Origin of the sequence: Tumidithrix helvetica PCC 7403, from assembly GCF_965232925.1 — a bacterium.
Taxonomy (GTDB): Bacteria; Cyanobacteriota; Cyanobacteriia; order Pseudanabaenales; family Pseudanabaenaceae; genus Tumidithrix; species Tumidithrix helvetica.
The window spans coordinates 213,116-231,109 of record NZ_CBDDRA010000001.1 but is presented as its reverse complement, the minus strand read 5'-3'; the positions used below and the strand labels follow the sequence as shown (position 1 = coordinate 231,109).

Here is a 17,994-nt window from a genome sequence, read left to right as displayed (position 1 = left end):
ATCAAATAGCTTTCTAGATTCCGTATACCCATTAACGAATCTGTTGACGGGCGAGTAGAATTTCTAGGTAAAAATTGCGCCACCTTGCAGCCGTTGGTAATGATGATCGAATTCGGCTTTAAGCTGCGGGAAAGATTCTAGGGTGCAGTCTTTTTTGATCAACCGCTCGGCTGCCTCTCTAGCAATCTGATAAAGCTCTAGGCGCTTGGCTTCGTCACTGAGCCGATCTTCGATCGAGAATCCTGCATGTCCCGACTGCTCCGTGCCTTCATCTTTGCCCTTACCGCGCAGTTGAAAATCGCGTTCCGCAATAAAAAAGCCATCCTGCGATTGTTCCAAGACCTTCAATCGTTCTAGAGCCACCTCTGATTTGGCGTTACTCATCAGCAGACAATAGGACTGAGCCGCTCCCCTGCCCACCCTTCCGCGCAACTGGTGCAATTGTGCCAAGCCAAAGCGATCGGCATGTTCGATCAACATGACTGAAGCATTGGGAATATCAACCCCCACCTCTACAACTGTAGTAGCGACAAGAATCTCGGTTTCAGAACGGCGAAACTGATTAATTGCTTCATCCTTTTCGCTTGAGGTCATTTGCCCATGCAGCAAGCCAATCTTAAAGTTAGGGAAAACCACAGATTGCAGATGTTCGCGTTCTTGAATGGCAGCCTTAACATCTTCCATTTTGTCTGATTCTTCTACCAAGGGAAATACAATGTAGACCTGTCTTCCTTGGGCGATTTCGCGCCGCATCAACTCATAGGCATCTTTACGCTGTGAGGGTTTGAGCAGGGTTGTTTGAATGGGCTTCCGTCCAGGCGGTAATTCATCAATAATGCTCACTTCTATTTCCGAGTTGGTTAAATAGAGCGTGCGTGGAATCGGCGTCGCTGTCATGATTAGAACATGGGGATCTTCGCCTTTTTGCAGGAGCCGCGATCGCTGATCTCTACCAAACCGATGCTGTTCGTCAATTACCGCTAGCCCCAAGCGACAAAAGTTTACTGTGTCTTGAATCAAAGCATGAGTACCAATAATTAAGGGTAATTCCCCCGTTTCTAACTGACTGAGCGTCTCTCGTCGCTTTGCGGTTCTGGTCGAACCTGTCAACAGCTCGACGGGAATATAGAGCAAATTGAACCATTCCACAATTTTACGGTAATGTTGCTCTGCCAAAACTTCCGTCGGAGCCATCAGGGCTGCCTGATAGCCCGATTCGATCGCAGCGAGTAAAGCATAAACTGCCACAATGGTCTTCCCCGAACCGACATCGCCTTGAACGAGGCGGTTCATAGGTGTAGTTCCCTGCAAATCTGCTCGAATCTCGGCGATCGAGCGATTTTGCGCCCCTGTTAGCTGAAATGGCAAAATTGCTTCTAATTTCTCAATTAAATGGCTGCGCGGCACAAACTGAATTGCTTTTTGCTGATTGCGTCGATATAGCGACACCAACCGCCGATAGAAATATTTGTCAAAGGTCAGACGCACGATCGCTGCCTCTAGTTTTTCACTGTCATCGGGGTAATGGACTTGGGCGATCGCTTCTGCTAAACCGATCAGTTGATAGTCTTTGCGCAGTTTCTCAGGAATCGAATCGGGGATTTTATGGGCGATCGGCAAGCACTGAATCACCACGCGCCGAATCAATTCGGGGCTAATGCCTTCGGTGAGGGGATAGACGGGCACAACCCGACCGATCGTATTGGACTCGATCCGATCTTGGCTGTGATCGAGCACTTCGAGGTCAAAGTCCTCTAGGGTCAGTCCATACTTGCCGCGCTTTACCACGCCCGAGGCAGCGACTGTCGCACCTTGGGGATACAGACGTTTTTGCTGCTCTTGCCAGCCGCGATTGCTATAGCGCTTGCCAGCCCAAAACCGATTAAGTTTAATTTGCCCCGTGCGATCGCGCAAAATAATTTCTACAATCGTCAAATTAGGATTTTTAGGACTGGTAAAACAGCTATAACGATGAATTGTGCCAATTACCGTGACTGTTTCCCCGTCATTGAGGTTGCGAATCTCGATCTGGCGAGCATAGTCAATATGATCGCGCGGATAATAATTCAGCACATCTTCGACGGTATAGAGATCTAACCTTGTCAGTTTCTCCGCTACTTTCGGGCCAATGCCTTCAAGATATTGCAGGTTTAGATCTAGGCTGAGTGGTTTGGGTGCAGTTGTGCCAGTTTGTGTCGAATTCGATCTTGCTGAAGTTTGCTTTGTAGTTTGTTTGACTAAAATTTCAGTCTTAGGCTTTTTGGTAAGTTGTGGCGCACTTGCTGCGGAAATTTCTCGACGGCGGACATCGTAAAGTAACCGTCTTGTTTCTGCTACCAAATGTTGCCGTTGTGGTACTGGGAGCGATGCATATTTTGCATATTGGTTTGATAGGGTTTGCGCTTGTAAGCGATCGCTACTGTCCCAAACGGGAGGCAAATTTTGCCCTAAACTGAGGCTCAGAAAGTCGGCAAATAAATACTGCCTGCCCTGCAAATTCACAAACCCCCTCTCTGCCTCAATAGTTAAGGCTTGTTGAAGTCGATTAATATCGAGTTGCGAAGTAGAGGACTCCATCGGTTTATCATCGTGGGCAGGCTAAGGCTAAGTTCTAACATACCTGAAATTCGATGAGTCTGAATTCCTGCTTAGTTATAATAATTTCTAAAAAGATTGTTCAAAAAATAAGTTTAAAATATGAGTTGTATCAGTTATATAACACTAAACTTTTTCTACTATAAATATTAGGGAGTTTAAACTACAATTAGAATGTATATGTTTAAGGCTTACATAACCAACACCAAGAGCTTAAGTTCTTGGCTCAAAGCTCAAGTCATTTAAAACTGACTAAGAATATCTTCTAATCAACTTGTTTCAAAGGATTTAAGCTTGCAGCCTGCAATTCATTGCAGGTTCTCTGTATAGTCTTAAAATATTTAAAACTTGTTTCATAATTAAAACTTCAACCTGAACTCGATCGATTTAGCTAAATTGACTAAGCTAGGCAGAACAGTTCTTATAGGTAAATAATTGACTGTAAAACGTAAGTGGACTTGCGTTATAGGCGTAACAGCTATATAAACATCACAAGTTCAGCAAAAAGTTCAGCAAAATGGCTGGGACTAAAACAGTAATAAAAGCGATAAGTTATCACTCACGTTTTCGCAAACACCTGTGAAAGCTATTCTATGGTAGGGATATGGCAAGCCTCAAAAATGCAATTGAGGACATTGTGGTGTTTGAGGCAAAAGAACAACTCAAACGCCTAGGTAGTGTCGTCAGAGAACAGATTGATTTGAGCGAAGTGGTTGCCTATGCCCTCAATCGCTTACCTCCCCTGTACGCTAGTACCAGTCGAGGCTGGTTGCAACAACGTAAGCGTGCCAATATTGAGCTAAAACCCCAAATTGTTAGTTCCGTACAACATGCAATGCTAAACGTACGGCGCGATCCCCTACGGCGCTCTACACCCATATCTGTGGATGACCTCGATAGTCCTGCCCATGCCTTGGCAAAATTACAAAAGCTATTGGGTAAGAGTGACATGAAATGGAAAGATGTTGCCAATATGGTGCAAAAGACTTTTGATGAGTCAAAATCCTCATCAGAGTATGGTTACATGAGCATTTCCGATCGCTCTCGGGTCAAAGAAATTAAAGGCTATTTACAGCGGACAAAATCAGGCAATGATTCGCGTAGAAGTTTTCAAGATGCTGCCGTTATGCTTGAAGACCCTATGGACATGAAGGAGTTTGAATCCTACATGCTGATGACCAATTGTGTATTTACAAATATCTTAGAAAAATTGGTCATACAGGTTGCGCAAGATCAAACCCATCGTATGAGTTCGGTTTTAGCAAGACATGTCGAGATTGATGATGTCGCTGCCTATGCGCTTAATCGCTTACCTGCTATGTATGCTACCACTGAGAATGGTGTAGAACGCCAAACTCAAAGGGCAAAGCAGGAAATGTCCAATCAGATTGCTTCAACCGTAATTCAAGCCTTGATGACGCTGAGTAAAACCCCTCGACGTTTGGTTTCTCCCATTCCAATTCTCAAATTTGAGGAAGAGCGAGAACAGGCACTCACCGAACTAAGGCAGATTTTCCAGCGGGATGATATTACATGGCGAAATCTCCCACGTTTACTCGAAGAAGCCTTCGAACAATCTACAATGAGAGGTAGCAATTGGCGGCAACGCTGGAGAATGCTAGGGCAGATTTATCGAGAAATGTATTTAAAACCTGGTGATGCCGATATCTTTTTGGTTCAAAGTGAAGAAGGTGAAGTACTGCTGATTCAAGCCAATACAAAGGAGTCTTTTTGGATGCTTGCCGAACACTCTCAAGCTCTAGGCAGAAGTACGTTAAGGCTGTTTCCCTCTGTTGCTTATATAGAATTATCTTCGTATTTATTAGAAGCGCCCTTGACCTATACCAGAGATGAAATGGCAGCCGATGGAATTATGTAAGAGATGTTATCGGTTATCAGTTCATAAATTGAACCTGCTCTAACCTTCTCCCAACTAACAACTATTTTCTCACCCATCGATTAATTGCCTGTTCTAATTGCTCGGGCTGAAATGGTTTACTAATATAGTCATCCATGCCTGAAGCAAGACATATCTCGCGATCGCCTTCAAGAGCATTTGCCGTTAGTGCCACAATTTTAGGTCGCCGATCGGATGACCACTTTTGGACAAGCTGACGCGTTGCTTCTAGTCCGTCCATTTCTGGCATCTGCACATCCATAAAAATTAGATCGTAAATCTGCTTTTCTACAGCATCCAAAACTTCTAAGCCATTTGCCGCAATATCTGCATCATAGCCAAATTTCTTTAATAAACGTGCGATTACCTTTTGGTTTACGGGATTATCTTCAGCAATGAGAATTTTAATGGAGGAATATTCAGACAAATCTCCTTTCTCAAGAAGTGATGGCTCGGGATTAACTTTTTGAGTTGAGTTATCTTGTTCAATTGACACGTCTTTTGAGACCTTATGAATATTCGAAATTTCGAGATCGTTCAATGATTCTACAATATAGGATGATGAGCCTTTTGTTGAGAATTCTTGAGCATAGCTAGAATGGTTTTTAGCTTTTATGGTTGACTGTAGCAGTTTCGTAGGAATTGTAAACGAGAAGGTAGTTCCTTTTTGAGTCTCGCTCTCTACCCAAATTTCGCCCCCCATCATTTCTATCAGCCGCTTACAAATTACCAAACCCAAGCCTGTTCCACCAAACTGCCGCGTTGCTGACATATCCACTTGAGAAAAGGGCTTAAAGAGGTATTCTATCTTTTCAGTAGGAATACCAATACCAGTATCTCTGACAGCAAATAAAAGCTGATTTGGGGTATGAATCTTTACCGAGAGCGATACTTTTCCCGATCGCGTAAACTTAATCGCATTACTAATTAAATTCATTAATATTTGACGAAATCGTGCAAGATCTGTCTCAATTACTTGAGGTACTTCCGTATCAATGTAGGCTTTGAGATCCAAGTCTTTCTCTTTTGCTTTAGGCTCTAGCAATGCGATCGTCTCGGTAATACAGCTTTGTAAATCAAATTTTTGGATATGTAAAGATAGCTTGCCAACTTCGATTTTAGAGAAATCCAAAATATCATTCACAAGGGCAAGTAAACTGTTACTGCTAAGCTGAAGCGTTTCCACAAATTCCTGTTGTTCGTGATTGAGATGGGTATCTTGGAGCAAATGTGCCATACCCATTACGCCATGAATCGGCGTGCGAATTTCATGGCTCATCCTTGCCATAAATTCTGACTTGACGCGCGCGATCGCTTCCGCAGTTTCTTTTGCCTGTTGCAGTTCTAACCTCAGGATATTCGTATTTAAAAGCTCTTGAATGGTCAAAAAACCCGTTTTGACGACCACATAAACAAACAAAGCACCAAAGAAGAAAATCAAACCCGTCAAGATTAAAACAAACGATGTGATATTTAACGCAAATAAGCCCAATACCCCCATATAGCCGAGCAAAAAGAAAACCATGAGCGATCGCAAGATTTGCCAAACCTTTTGATACTTATTTTCTTTTAATAACGAGAGAATTCTCTTGGTTTCCCAAATGGAGAGAAACATGATGATGCCACCAAGAGCAATCAAAATTACTGTGAATACATTAGTCATCATCTCTCAAGTTGTAAGCACGATCGGGGCATCACAAGCTTCTTTTGTAAGAAGAATTCCTGTTTTACATTCATTGCATAAAACGATTGCAGAACTTCTATCTTCAACGATGTCGCACCCAACCGTTGATCGTAAAACGGCTATCAGCAAAAGCCTTTGAGGGACAAACAACAGGTAGCACTTCATGCATACAACGGCTTGGGAAAAATACAATCGTATTGTTGCGCGGTTGTATGGTTTTAAATGACTTTGCCCCCACTAAATAACCATCTTTAATTACACTATCATAAATCACCAATTCCCCTCCAGAAAAGGCTTTAGGCTCGCGGTGAAAGTAATAGACATAGGTTAGCTCTCGATTCGCACAGTCTGGACTACCATTGTCGTTATGAAGTTTGTAGTAGTTGCCATCGTTATGAGCCGTTAATTGTGCCTCGATATCTCCAACCGTGAAATTTTGAATCTCCAAATGGCTGATAATGTGAGGCATAATCGACCGCACGCGATCGATCATTAGATTGGCAAACTCTGGGAATGAGAAGAGATACATCGATCGCCGATAGAATGGATCGTTGGCTGAGTTTGTCGTAGGTACAAAGTTAGGTTCTTGATCGATTACATATTTAAAGAGCTGCCGTAATTGGTTCCATGTCAGCAAGTTATCAATTTGGGCATAGACAGAGGGAATAATTCCACTTTCAGATTCTTCCGATTCGTGGTGCTGGCTGTTAGAAGCTTGAGCCAATGATGCCGAACCATTGTGTTGGGATGCCTGAATTGCCTGATTTTGTCGAGGCTGTGTGTGAGATGAGGGGTTTTGGAGATGGCTTGGTAAAATCACCAGATTTTCTGATGATGGGATTTGGGTGCGCGCTCTCTCCACTTCTAGAGAACTTAGATTTTGGAACGCTAGGGTTTGGGAAGCTTGCGATCGAATGCTCCAAAAACTCAACTTATCCTGACGGCTCATCAGGGTGCAATTAAAGTTTCGCCATGCAAAACAATAAGATTCTTTCTTGTAAATAAAGGATGCCGTAGTCGCACTATCTAGCCCTAGAAGCAAACTTAATTCTTCAGTTGTTAACCAATAACCAGAGTCAGCAATATGTTGAACTGCATCAAGCTGCCGTACCAAGTTCTCAACCTTGACTAGATCGGGTTCGTGGATAGATTTAGGTGGAGGGGTAGTCTTCTTTGTACTCATGACAATGGCGATCGATACTCACAGCAATATATCAGTTAGTTGACAGTTGATAGTTAACAGTTGGCAGTTATTTAGGTGTCAGTATTGGAAAGATGGGCAATAGCCATCTGGTTCACTGATGGGGTTCAAACCGATGTTTATCAGGTGCAAGCTCTGCATCAGAAATTTGCTCACCCGTTAAATATTGCGATCTTGCTCAAAACTAAACTTATACCAATTTAAAGACCGATGGTAACAGATCTAGCATGTCCTTAGGAATTACAGTGTTTTGAATTTCCTATCTGTTGCTTTCACCAATTAAATTGGTATTAGTACTCAAGCCAAAGCCCATGTTATTTTATTCTGCAATCACCTCGAACTCTCCTACCAAAAGCTGATTGACTATTACTCTCTACGTTTTCAGATTGAATTTAACTTCCGTGATGCCAAGCAGTTTGGGGGGTTGGAAGATTTTATGTAAACCTCTGAAGTAGGTGTCACCAAGGCCGCTAATTTATCGCTTTTTATAGTGAGTCTCTCTCACCATCTCTTACAAGATTTTCGCCATGCCAATCAGGAGTTAATACCATTTTCAAAAAGTGATGCAACGCATCTTTTTGAAAAGACCGCGCTCCGCGCGGAACACAAAACCCGATCTGTCGCAATTTCAAGAGAAATTGGTATAAGTATTTTAGATTTGAAGGCAGGGTTTCGTGGATTCAAGTATGTGCAGGAAGTCCTGAAATTACTTCCGCAAAAATCAGACCCTATTTTATTGGCATCTATTTTTACCAAAGTTGCTAACTTAGGGGCTATCCACTCTATTCCTTCGTTTGCAGATACCCTTTGATTTGGCGAAGGTATTGTTACATTACACGACTTGGAGGGTTATTTTGAAAACCTGACGCTATAAGGGTTTCAGCTTGGAGTTAAAACCCTAATGTTCGCGTAAATACTGGCTTTTAGCCTTGTTTTTGATCGCTAACCTACCAAGTCGTGTACATTAAACTTATAGCGCAGAACACTGATCTTCTTTGCTACCTTGGACAATATTGCCACCACCTAGAGGAAAAGGTCGGTTTTCTTTGCATTGCAAATTGCCATTAATGCGATTGGTGTAAATGCGAAGACCACCAGTGTTTTGAAATGCTTGCAAACTACCGCCAATGCGATTGTTGTTGGCTACTAACGCCCCACGATTGGAGTCAAATTGTACATCGCCATTAATAGCTGATGCAGAAACGGTAGCGGCAATACCTTGCTTTACTTGAACACTGCCACCCACTGTTGAGTTAGCCAAAACGTTGACAGCAGCAGCATTTTCGCCTTGGACATTACCAATGATACGCGCACCTCGCGCATTCAATGTGGCATTAGACTCAACTATAACGGTTCCTTGCACACGAGTACGAAAGAGGGTGCAAGTTTTACCAGAAGGCACTTTGACGTTATCAACGGTAATTGCTCCCAAGGTTCCTTGACAAGAAATTTCTTCAGCGATGCTAGGAGATGCGGGAAGATTCAGCCCAGTAAAGGTTAACAAGGCGATCGCTGTAAAATGTGATTTTTTCATCTGTAGAACTATCCTGATTGAATAAAATTGCTGATTGGGATAAGTGAAGTTCTTAACTTCAACAATTTGTACAATAAGGATTGTTCGTGAAGGTAGTTTAAGAATTGCATGAGAGATTTCTTAGGAAATACTGAGGCGGTAGCCTACTCCTCTAATCGTCTCAATTACATCATTACCCAGCTTTTTGCGTAGATAACCCACATATACATCAACAATATTGGAGCTAGGATCGTAGTCGTAGCCCCAGACACGATCTAATAATTGGGCGCGGCTCAGCACTTGACCTGGGTGCTGAAAGAACGTTTCCGCTAAGTTAAATTCCCGTCCAGGTAGTTCAATTTCTTGAGAGCCGCTACAAGCCTTGCGAGTCCGTAAATCTAATGTAATATGCCCAGCTACCAGTTGCGTCGTTTCATCATTGTGATGGTTGTTATTTTTCTTAAGACGTAACCGTACGCGAGCTAATAATTCGGCAAACTGGAAAGGCTTGGTCATGTAGTCATCTGCACCACTCTCTAATCCTGCAACCTTGTCTTCAATGTCATTTCTTGCAGTCAGAATAATAATTGGTAAATTTACTCCTTGACCACGTAATTCTTCTAAAACATCAAGCCCATCTTTGCTAGGTAGTCCTAGATCTAATAGCAATAAATCGCATTCACCATATTGAATTAACTGAAGTGCGGCGTTAGCATTTTGGGCAACACTGGTGGTAAAGCCATGCGATCGCAATCCTTTTTCAATAAAAGCAGAAATTCTTGTCTCATCTTCAGCAATCAATATATGAGGCATAACATAATTTCAACTAGCGCTTGCTTGGTAAGACGACGGTGAAGGTCGATCCAGTTCCCAAATCGCTCTGAAGTTTAATCGTGCCTCCGTGAGCATGAGCAATCGATTGGGCGATCGCTAGCCCCAAACCAGAGCCATCGGATACGCGAATTTGGTGTTGGTTGCCTCGGCTAAAGCGCTTAAAAATATGTGGTCGATCCTCTGGGGCAATACCTTCTCCTGTATCTTGAACCCAAATTTGCACCTCTGTATTAGTGATGGTAGCGCCCAAGCTAATCCGATCGCTTGGATGAGTATGCTGAGTCGCATTGAGAACCAAATTCATCACTGCTTGGGTAATGCGATGGCGATCGCAATAGATTTGACCATCATCAACCACATTCAGTTGCCATTGTCGCGGCGCGATCGATTGAGCCTTTGCATATAGCTCAGACATCAATAGATTGAGGGAGATCGACTCTAATCGCAAAAAAGCAGGTTGTTCGGATTTGGCAAGCAAGATCAAGTCGTTCACCAAACGAGCCATGCGATCTAACTCGTCAATAACCAATGCGATCGCTTCATCCTGTTCTTGAGGATCGTCCCCCATCAGTTCGAGGTGACCACGAATGATAGTGATGGGAGTGCGTAGTTCATGTCCGATATCACTGGTAAATTGACGCTGGTTCGTAAATGCTTGCTCAAGCCGTTCCATCATGTCGTTAAAAGTATTAGCTAGCTCCACGACTTCCCCATTACCTTTAATGATGATGCGCTGGGTTAAGTCAGATTCACTAATATTACGTGCAGCTTTGGCCAGAGATTGTAATGGCTTTAAAATGCGTCCTGCGGTCAGCCAAGCGATCAAGGAAGCAATTACCAACACCCAGAGCATAATATTTGTAATAGCAGCCAGCATGTCTTGGACTTCCTCGCGCTCACCTGTAGTGATATGAGCAACTACAAATACCCCCTTAAATCGCTCATTGACATAGATAGGATAAGCCAAGTAAACAATTTCTCCCTCTGACGTTGTATTTTGTCCAAACTCTTGGTGAGTAATTTTTTCCCATTGTTTAACTAACTGGCTATCAGGTTGTAATAATTTAGGCAAGGCTCTAGAACTAGCATCATAGAAGCGACCATCTAGAATCGTAATAAAGAACTCGTCGTCCTCTGGCACATTGCGAGATAGGAATACATCGAATAGTGTGGCAACATTTTCAGCTAAAGTTTGCCCTTGTATCAGTCTATGCTCTGAACGAAGGATTTTAAACTCTTCTAGCTCTTGATACATAGAGTTTTTAACTCGCGCATCTAGCTCTACAAATAAAGTATGACGAATAGCCCCAATAGCAACTATTGTAGAACCCGACATTAAAACGATGTACCAAACTAAAATTTGAGTGCGAGCTTGGCTCCATAAACGTATGAGGCTTTTCTTCATCTTCCCTTTTTAGCGATTTCCACGCTTAACATTGCAGTGATAATGATGCTCATTTGACGAGTTGTTGTGTCAGCAATGTAGTTGGACAGACAATACAGCAGTGGTAGGATGTCAAACATGGGCTTTTGACGGAGATTTTGTTCTGATTAAACTCAGTTTCCTCCAAAAAACCTCTTGACTAAATGCTATTTTTTATTTCTTGGTGTGGCATACGTGTTGTTTTGTTATTTATCATAAAAGCTACATGACAACACTTGGGGTTAGTTTACAAAGCTTTTGGCGATCATCCTAAATATTTAAGCCCATCTATGCGTTTTATTCGATATGCGCTCATTTTAGTCCTTGTCTGCTTGTTGACCGTATCGGCTTCGTTTCTGCCATTTTGGCAAACCTTGAGGCAGGGCTCAGAGCAGGCATTGAGTCAAGGCATCGGATCTCCACTCATCGATCCTTACTTGGTGTCGGGGCGATTTGCGGAGGGTGAAAAAGCCATGTTGGCAAGACTGATTAGCAAGCCAGATGATGACAAAGCTAGATTTGGTCTGGGTGCTGTCCAACTGATGCAGGGTGTCGAGCACCTGATGCAGTCTTTATTTCGTTATGGGTTGCGGGACAACTCTTTTAGAACGTTTATCCCCATTTTGCGCTTGCCTGTGCCTGAGAACCCCAAACCCGAAGTCCTAACCTACGATCGCTTACAGAGCATTTTTCAAACTTGGGTGGCAGACCTAGCAAAAGTCCAAGCAACGCTTGAACCGATTAAAGATCCCAATGTAAAGCTACCCTTACGCGTGGGTTTGATTCGGCTAGATTTTGATGGCGATGGCAAAGCAGATGTCGAGGAATCACTTTGGAGGGTATTTGCTACTGTAACGGGGGCAAATATTACTGAAGCGGATGCGCGGCAATTTTTGATTGCCTTTGACGCGGGAGATGCTTTGTGGTTACAGGGCTATAGTCATGTGTTGGGCGCTTTAGGGGAGTTTCTGTTGGCATACGATCGCCGCGAGATCTTTGAAGCCTGTGCGCATATGTTTTTTGCCAAAGTTGACACGCCCCACAAATTTTTGTTTGAGGGACGAAACCTGCTTGAATCAGGCAGTGGAATTGATTTTGTCGATGCGATTGCGGCGATTCACCTGATGCGGTTTCCTGTAGCAGAGGCGCAACGAATGACAACTGTGTTAAATCATCTCAAGGCAGTGACGCAACTTAGTCGTAAATCTTGGCAAGCGATCGTGGCGGAAACAGATAACGATCGCGAGTGGCTACCCAATGCCAAACAGACAGGTGTGATTCCTGATGTCCGTATTTCGCAGGAGGCGATCGATAGTTGGCAGAGTTTTCTAAATGAGGCAGATACCTTGCTATCTGGCAAACGCTTAATTCCATTTTGGCGTAGCAAGGATAATAAATTGGGCATTAATCTCAGCCGCGTATTTACCGAACCGCGCACTATGGATCTTGTATTATGGGTACAGGGAACTGCGGCAACCCCCTATTTAGAGAAAGGGAAACTGACAGATTTCCAAGTCTGGAATCGATTGTTTAACGTGTTTGGAGGTAATCTGTTTGGATTTGCGATTTGGTTTAATTAGTTCTTTCTGTTCCGATTCAAAGAACTTGCATTGATTTGAAGTCCTTCCGCGTTTGGGAACTCCGAGGACATGGTCGTATCAGCCTTGTGAAGGATAATTTCAAAATTGCTGCATGGGTAGTTATGATTCGTTACAATTGATGATGTTCGTTACGATCGCTATTCCACAGTAATTTCTCGGATTTTCGACTAGCCCACTGCCCAATTCAATATGAGCCAGAGTAATTTACCCATAGATACAGAATATTTACAGCAAATCTCCGATGGCGATCTTGAATTTGAGTTGGAGTTGTTGCAAGTCTATATTGATGATACGCGCATTCATATTGATGCTACGAAAGCCGCGATCGCAGAGGGGGACTTTTTGAAAATTGAACAGGAAGCCCATCACATCAAGGGTGCAAGTGGCAATGTGGGGGCTAATGATGTCCACGCATTTGCCCTAGCGATCGAAAAAAGCGGTGTCAGTAAAACGATGGATGGTGTCCCAGTTCTTTTAGAACAACTAGAGCAAAAATTTAGTCTAGTTGAGTCTTTTGTCGCAGAGAGAGCCGCTTCAATCAATTAATCCCATTTTCTCCCATTTTCAACGACTAAACAATTCGGATGGGTTTCTTGTCGCGGTTACCTTGTAAGCAATCGTGATTTTCAATTAAAAAATCAATTGCTTTTTTTAGATCTTGGCGATCGCTTGTAGCAAAGAGGGTGCGATCTAAATCTACCTTTGCCAATTTCGTTTGCAGTTCGAGCCGCAATGATTCTTGATTAACAAGTTTGAGGATAAGTTGCGTGTATTCGACAGGAGTTTTGGCAACTAATTCGGGTAAGCCAAGTAAGCGCATCAGCCTAGCTCCAAAACGGTTGTACCACTTTTTTCCCTCTAGAGTAATCGTTGGTTTTCTGAGATACAAGCCGTCAACTAGACTATTAAAGCCACCGAAATGATAGGAGTCAATACAAAGATCGCCCTCTTCCATCAGAGCCATATATTGCTCGTAGGGCTTATGTAAATACAGTTCTATTTTATCTTTTCCTAATGCTAGCTCTAAATCTTTTGCAAAGGGAAGAAAGTCATTTTTTTGAAATAAACTATCACTAGCAAAAAATCGAAATAGCACTTCTTGCTTTGTATCTTTAATGATTTTTCCTAACAGTAAAAGTAGTGGATAGTTAACTTTCTGGGCATTCCAAGCGCAATTAATAATAATCTCAGATCGAGTTTTTTTAATGCCTTGAATCTTGTATTTAGGACAGGTAGGAATCACGCCAAACCCAGGAAGCAATACCAATCTTTCGGAATAATGATTCTCAGGATTTTTGATTGCCTCAGCCTCTACGCCACTGATAAAATAATCAATCTTTGAACCAAATGTACTCACAGCATGACCTAATCCGCAAATTTGCATGGGGGCAATGCGGAGATTAGACAAGAGGATACTTGCAGGTAAGATGCCAACGTCGGGATAATAGGCAACAGCAAAATCATTCGATTGCAAGGGAGAAATATCTAGGGTTCCATTCCTATAGGTAATATACTTAACTTCTTTAAAATCACTTGTGTCAAGATCGTCCCTTGGTTCGCCCAGATGAAATAACGTCAGTTCGCAATCTAAAGCTAAGGAAAAAATGAATTGCGACAACATACGATAGGATGAATGGCTAGGAAACCAAAATCCAGTAATCACAGCGATTTTGCGAGGCGTTAAGGTCGATGGATTTAATCTTTCAGACTTTAGGATTTTCGAATTCTGAATATTTGCATCTTGGCAAAACGGACTTGCTTGAATAGATTGGTTAATTTTTTGTTTGATCGCCCGATCGCGATCGCCATCAATATATGTTGTAGCCAAATAAACATCCTCGATTTTATAAAAATCAATGATGCGATCGTCGTTAAATGCCAAATGTTCTCTGAGATTTTGATAGACAATCTTGTTCGCTAAACCCGAACGATATATTTCAAAAAAGTAGGAATACCACAAGCAGGCAATGGGTGAATTCGTATCAAATAGCAGTTTGCGATCGAACTTAAAGCTATTGCGGGCGGAATAAAGTGTAAGTAGTTTGACAAAGTTTTGGGGCTGGCTTTTTAAAATCTCTAAATAAGCATCGGTTGTTTTAAAGTCAGATATCGTAACTAGGTTGGAAATTGTAAGATTGAGTTGAATAAATCGCGCTACAAAGCGATCGCTAATTACAAAATCAGGTTGCGTAAATAAGTACAGGAAATTGTTAACAAAAGCATTGATAAAATAAGATGCCTCAATATCAAGCCCAGCGTAAGTAATCCCTTCAAAGTGTGTAAGTATAGAGATAAACTGCTCAGACAAAGCATCATAGTCTTGAATCAAATAGAGATTGAGCCATCTTCGAGGATTTATTTGTAGTCCAGTTTCTTGAATTGAGGAATGATGACTTGAACCGTTTGGTGGACTTATTTGCGAATTATTAAACAATCTACCGAGCAAATTGCCTGAGTCACTGGAATTCATAAAATCTCATCAGAATCGGTTGGGTAGGGTTAAAATATTTGCACGCAAGACGCTCTCAATCAGAATATTCTAACCATATTGCGAACTTCCCATAGTACAAGATTTATCGAAAACCTCACGAAAACTAGAGAAAGTTCCTCATGCACCTGATCTCTTTACACCTAGAAAACTTCCGCCAGCATAAAAATACTGAGATTCATTTTCCCACAGGACTTACAGGAATTCTCGGCGCAAATGGATCGGGCAAAAGCACCATTCTTGAAGCGATCGCTTGGGCATTGTATGGCAACCAAAAAGGGGTAGCAAGGGGTGATATCGAGACCCTGATTTGGCGCTTTGCCCCTGGAAAATCCGTAGCAGTGGCGGAGTTGACCTTTGCGTTTAACAATCAGACCTTTACGGTCAAGCGATCGCAATCGAGTTCTAAAAGCATGGCAGAACTCAGACAGGGAACTCGCACGATCGCCAACTCGACCAAAGCCGTGAATGAGAGCCTATCAAAACTGCTTGGCATGACCCACCAAGAGTTTTTTAACAGCTACTTTACAGGGCAAAAAGACCTCAATTTTTTAGGTGCGATCGAAGGAGCCACCGATCGCGAACGATTTATCGCCAAGATGCTTAACTACGAACGCATTACCGAAGTTCAGGGAGCGGCAAACAAAGAGGGAACGATTCGCTTCGATCTGCGTGAGAAAGAGCGGCAAAAACTGCTTTTAGAAGGAAGCTTAGGGAACCTTGAGGCAATTCAAAATGAAATAGTCGAGCAGCAAGAAAGGCTAGCTGAGACCTCAGCGCAACTGGAGTCTGCGAATCATGGGTTAAATCAAGCTCTGGAACAACGCGAATCTCTCATCCCTCAGTTAGAGGCACTCGATCTCAAACGGGATACGTACACCAAGCTAGGAACCCAACTCAAAGTAGCGCAGGCAAATTTAGAACAGATCGATCTGCAAATCGAGCAACTCTCGCAAACGCGATCGCAACTTGCTCAAGCCGTTACCCAAAATGAAATCCTACGGCTAGAGGTGGCAAATTACGACGATCTCCTAGCCCAATATTCCGAGCAAGACAGGCTCAGACAATCTGCTGTCAAATCTCAGGATTTAGAAGCTCGACGGAGCAAACTCCAAGCTGAAGCCAAAGAGCTAGAGCAGCAATTGGAACAACTAGGGGATGTATCGGTAAGATTGCAAGCGAATCAAGGGGCAATCGCACAGGAACAAACCCAACTGCTAGCGATAGAAGCAGAAATTCAAGCGCAAACGCAGGCATGGCATGAGATGCAGGCAGATCTCAAAGCCAAAATCAAATCGGAACAGCAGAATCTCAAAAAGCTGGAAACGCAGAAAAATACAATTACCACCGCAGGACATGAAGGCAACTGTCCCACCTGCGAACGTCCCCTCGAAGCCGAATTTGACAATGTAATTGGGAATTTCTCCGATCAATTAACGCATCTACACAGTCACATTCAGGCATGGCAAACCGAACTCGCCGCGATTTGTCAGCCGCCTGAAGCCCTCGAAGCCATGCAAACTAAGCAGGCTGAACTGAAACAGAACCTGTCACAACGGCAAAAACAGCAAACTGAAATCGCTGCCGACCAGACAAAGCAGCAACTTTGGCAAAAACAAGGCGCTGCGAAGCAAACCGATATCGCCGATCTGACCTTAGAAATCGCCAAACTCCCCACTGGTTTTGATGCCCAGCAATACGAGCAGCTCAGCCAACAATTGCAAATCCTCAAACCCAAACACGAGGAATATCTGCGATCGGCGGACGCACCCCAACGCCTCAGCCAAGCAGAACAGCAGTTACAAGACAAAACGCAGGAACAGATGCGTATTGCCAAAGCGATCGCTGCCCTCAGCCAAGAAATTCAACAATTAGAATTTTCGGAAGAGGACTATCGCAATCTCAAACAAGCGATCGCCCATGCCACCCAACAACTCGAACAGGCACGGCAAAATCAAAATCAAGCCCAACGCGATGTTGCTCTGATTCAGCAATCCCTTGCAGATATCCAAAAGCGCGAAGCAGAATATCATCTCAAGCATAAAGAATTTCAAACTGCCAAAGCCGAACATGCGTTACTAGAGGAACTGGATAAGTCGTTTACGGAATTTCGCCAATATTTAACCGAACAAATTCGCCCACAGTTGGCTGAGAGTGCCAGTGAATTTCTCAAGCAACTTACTGATGGTCGTTACGATGCCCTAGAAATTGATGCCAAATATAATGTTGTGGTGCTAGATGGTGGCGATCGTAAACCCGTAATCTCTGGTGGCGAAGAAGATATTGTAAATCTATGCCTGCGTCTGGCGATCTCTCAGATGATTACCGAGCGCAGCGGACAACCTTTTTCACTGCTGATTTTAGATGAAGTCTTCGGTTCCCTCGATGATGGTCGCCGCGATAAAGTGCTTGAGTTGCTGCAAGGGCTAGAGCGTCAGTTTGAGCAGGTTCTAATCATCACGCACATCGAATCAATTAAAGAAAGCTTTAACCACACGATTCGCTTGGAGTTTGACCCCAAAGAACAATGTTCTTTTATAAAATAGACACAAAGAATTCACAGTAATCTTTTAGTTCTTAATTTAGTTTGTGACTACCTTCCCAACACACAATACAAACAGGCTAATTTTAGGCTTTTAAGCCGATAGCGTATGACTGAGGCTTCTGAAATAATTAAAAATAGTGTAAACCTTGTCAGAAGTAAGAACTGTAGTCATAAAACTAGCTACAATTGGCATTGAATTTTTCGTTCGTTAAC

The 17,994-nt window shown here is 42.9% G+C and carries 11 protein-coding genes and 1 pseudogene; 5 read left to right on the top strand and 7 right to left on the bottom strand.

Going from position 1 to position 17,994, the window contains the following annotated elements:
- Window positions 1-63: 63 nt before the first annotated feature.
- Complete coding sequence (recG, locus tag ACP2WE_RS00980) at window positions 64-2,577, bottom strand: ATP-dependent DNA helicase RecG (protein ID WP_425213738.1); 2,514 nt, start codon at window positions 2,575-2,577, stop codon at window positions 64-66.
- Between the two features lie 622 nt (window positions 2,578-3,199).
- Here recG and ACP2WE_RS00975 point away from each other — a divergent pair.
- Complete coding sequence (locus ACP2WE_RS00975) at window positions 3,200-4,474, top strand: late competence development ComFB family protein (protein ID WP_425213737.1); 1,275 nt, start codon at window positions 3,200-3,202, stop codon at window positions 4,472-4,474.
- A 61-nt stretch (window positions 4,475-4,535) separates the two neighbouring features.
- Here ACP2WE_RS00975 and ACP2WE_RS00970 read toward each other — a convergent pair whose 3' ends face one another.
- Window positions 4,536-6,158 carry an ATP-binding protein gene (locus tag ACP2WE_RS00970; protein ID WP_425213736.1) on the bottom strand — a complete coding sequence of 541 codons (1,623 nt, stop codon included), beginning with the start codon at window positions 6,156-6,158 and terminating at the stop codon, window positions 4,536-4,538.
- A 100-nt stretch (window positions 6,159-6,258) separates the two neighbouring features.
- Window positions 6,259-7,359: a 2OG-Fe(II) oxygenase gene (locus ACP2WE_RS00965; protein ID WP_425213735.1), complete on the bottom strand. Its 1,101-nt coding sequence runs from the start codon at window positions 7,357-7,359 to the stop codon at window positions 6,259-6,261.
- A 307-nt stretch (window positions 7,360-7,666) separates the two neighbouring features.
- On the opposite strand from ACP2WE_RS00965, the pseudogene ACP2WE_RS00960 reads away from it, so the two are divergent.
- A pseudogene (locus ACP2WE_RS00960) lies at window positions 7,667-7,915 on the top strand (IS4 family transposase); the annotation flags it as partial.
- Window positions 7,916-8,347: 432 nt separating this feature from the next.
- Here ACP2WE_RS00960 and ACP2WE_RS00955 read toward each other — a convergent pair.
- The 3 genes from ACP2WE_RS00955 to ACP2WE_RS00945 form a co-directional block, all read right to left on the bottom strand.
- Window positions 8,348-8,911: a hypothetical protein gene (locus tag ACP2WE_RS00955; protein WP_425213734.1), complete on the bottom strand. Its 564-nt coding sequence runs from the start codon at window positions 8,909-8,911 to the stop codon at window positions 8,348-8,350.
- A gap of 120 nt (window positions 8,912-9,031) precedes the next feature.
- The gene (locus tag ACP2WE_RS00950) at window positions 9,032-9,703 is read right to left on the bottom strand and encodes a response regulator transcription factor (protein WP_425213733.1); all 672 of its coding nucleotides are present in this window, start codon (window positions 9,701-9,703) and stop codon (window positions 9,032-9,034) included.
- 13 nt (window positions 9,704-9,716) lie between these two features.
- Window positions 9,717-10,979 carry a sensor histidine kinase gene (locus tag ACP2WE_RS00945; RefSeq protein WP_425213732.1) on the bottom strand — a complete coding sequence of 421 codons (1,263 nt, stop codon included), beginning with the start codon at window positions 10,977-10,979 and terminating at the stop codon, window positions 9,717-9,719.
- Between the two features lie 458 nt (window positions 10,980-11,437).
- On the opposite strand from ACP2WE_RS00945, the gene ACP2WE_RS00940 reads away from it, so the two are divergent.
- Window positions 11,438-12,727: a hypothetical protein gene (locus tag ACP2WE_RS00940; protein WP_425213731.1), complete on the top strand. Its 1,290-nt coding sequence runs from the start codon at window positions 11,438-11,440 to the stop codon at window positions 12,725-12,727.
- A 210-nt stretch (window positions 12,728-12,937) separates the two neighbouring features.
- Window positions 12,938-13,294: an Hpt domain-containing protein gene (locus ACP2WE_RS00935; RefSeq protein WP_425213730.1), complete on the top strand. Its 357-nt coding sequence runs from the start codon at window positions 12,938-12,940 to the stop codon at window positions 13,292-13,294.
- A 25-nt stretch (window positions 13,295-13,319) separates the two neighbouring features.
- On the opposite strand, the gene ACP2WE_RS00930 is transcribed toward ACP2WE_RS00935, so the two are convergent.
- Window positions 13,320-15,218: an O-linked N-acetylglucosamine transferase family protein gene (locus ACP2WE_RS00930; protein ID WP_425213729.1), complete on the bottom strand. Its 1,899-nt coding sequence runs from the start codon at window positions 15,216-15,218 to the stop codon at window positions 13,320-13,322.
- Window positions 15,219-15,358: 140 nt separating this feature from the next.
- On the opposite strand from ACP2WE_RS00930, the gene ACP2WE_RS00925 reads away from it, so the two are divergent.
- Complete coding sequence (locus ACP2WE_RS00925; RefSeq protein WP_425213728.1) at window positions 15,359-17,782, top strand: AAA family ATPase; 2,424 nt, start codon at window positions 15,359-15,361, stop codon at window positions 17,780-17,782.
- Window positions 17,783-17,994: the final 212 nt, after the last annotated feature.

Bases quoted from the DNA above. Each gene is read 5' to 3' on its own strand.
- ACP2WE_RS00930 (WP_425213729.1), bottom strand. From the start codon at position 15,218: ATGAATTCCAGTGACTCAGGCAATTTGCTCGGTAGATTGTTTAATAAT.
- ACP2WE_RS00955 (WP_425213734.1), bottom strand. From the start codon at position 8,911: ATGAAAAAATCACATTTTACAGCGATCGCCTTGTTAACCTTTACTGGG.
- ACP2WE_RS00925 (WP_425213728.1), top strand. From the start codon at position 15,359: ATGCACCTGATCTCTTTACACCTAGAAAACTTCCGCCAGCATAAAAAT.
- recG (WP_425213738.1), bottom strand. From the start codon at position 2,577: ATGGAGTCCTCTACTTCGCAACTCGATATTAATCGACTTCAACAAGCC.
- ACP2WE_RS00965 (WP_425213735.1), bottom strand. From the start codon at position 7,359: ATGAGTACAAAGAAGACTACCCCTCCACCTAAATCTATCCACGAACCC.
- ACP2WE_RS00935 (WP_425213730.1), top strand. From the start codon at position 12,938: ATGAGCCAGAGTAATTTACCCATAGATACAGAATATTTACAGCAAATC.
- ACP2WE_RS00975 (WP_425213737.1), top strand. From the start codon at position 3,200: ATGGCAAGCCTCAAAAATGCAATTGAGGACATTGTGGTGTTTGAGGCA.
- ACP2WE_RS00970 (WP_425213736.1), bottom strand. From the start codon at position 6,158: ATGATGACTAATGTATTCACAGTAATTTTGATTGCTCTTGGTGGCATC.
- ACP2WE_RS00940 (WP_425213731.1), top strand. From the start codon at position 11,438: ATGCGTTTTATTCGATATGCGCTCATTTTAGTCCTTGTCTGCTTGTTG.
- ACP2WE_RS00945 (WP_425213732.1), bottom strand. From the start codon at position 10,979: ATGTATCAAGAGCTAGAAGAGTTTAAAATCCTTCGTTCAGAGCATAGA.
- ACP2WE_RS00950 (WP_425213733.1), bottom strand. From the start codon at position 9,703: ATGCCTCATATATTGATTGCTGAAGATGAGACAAGAATTTCTGCTTTT.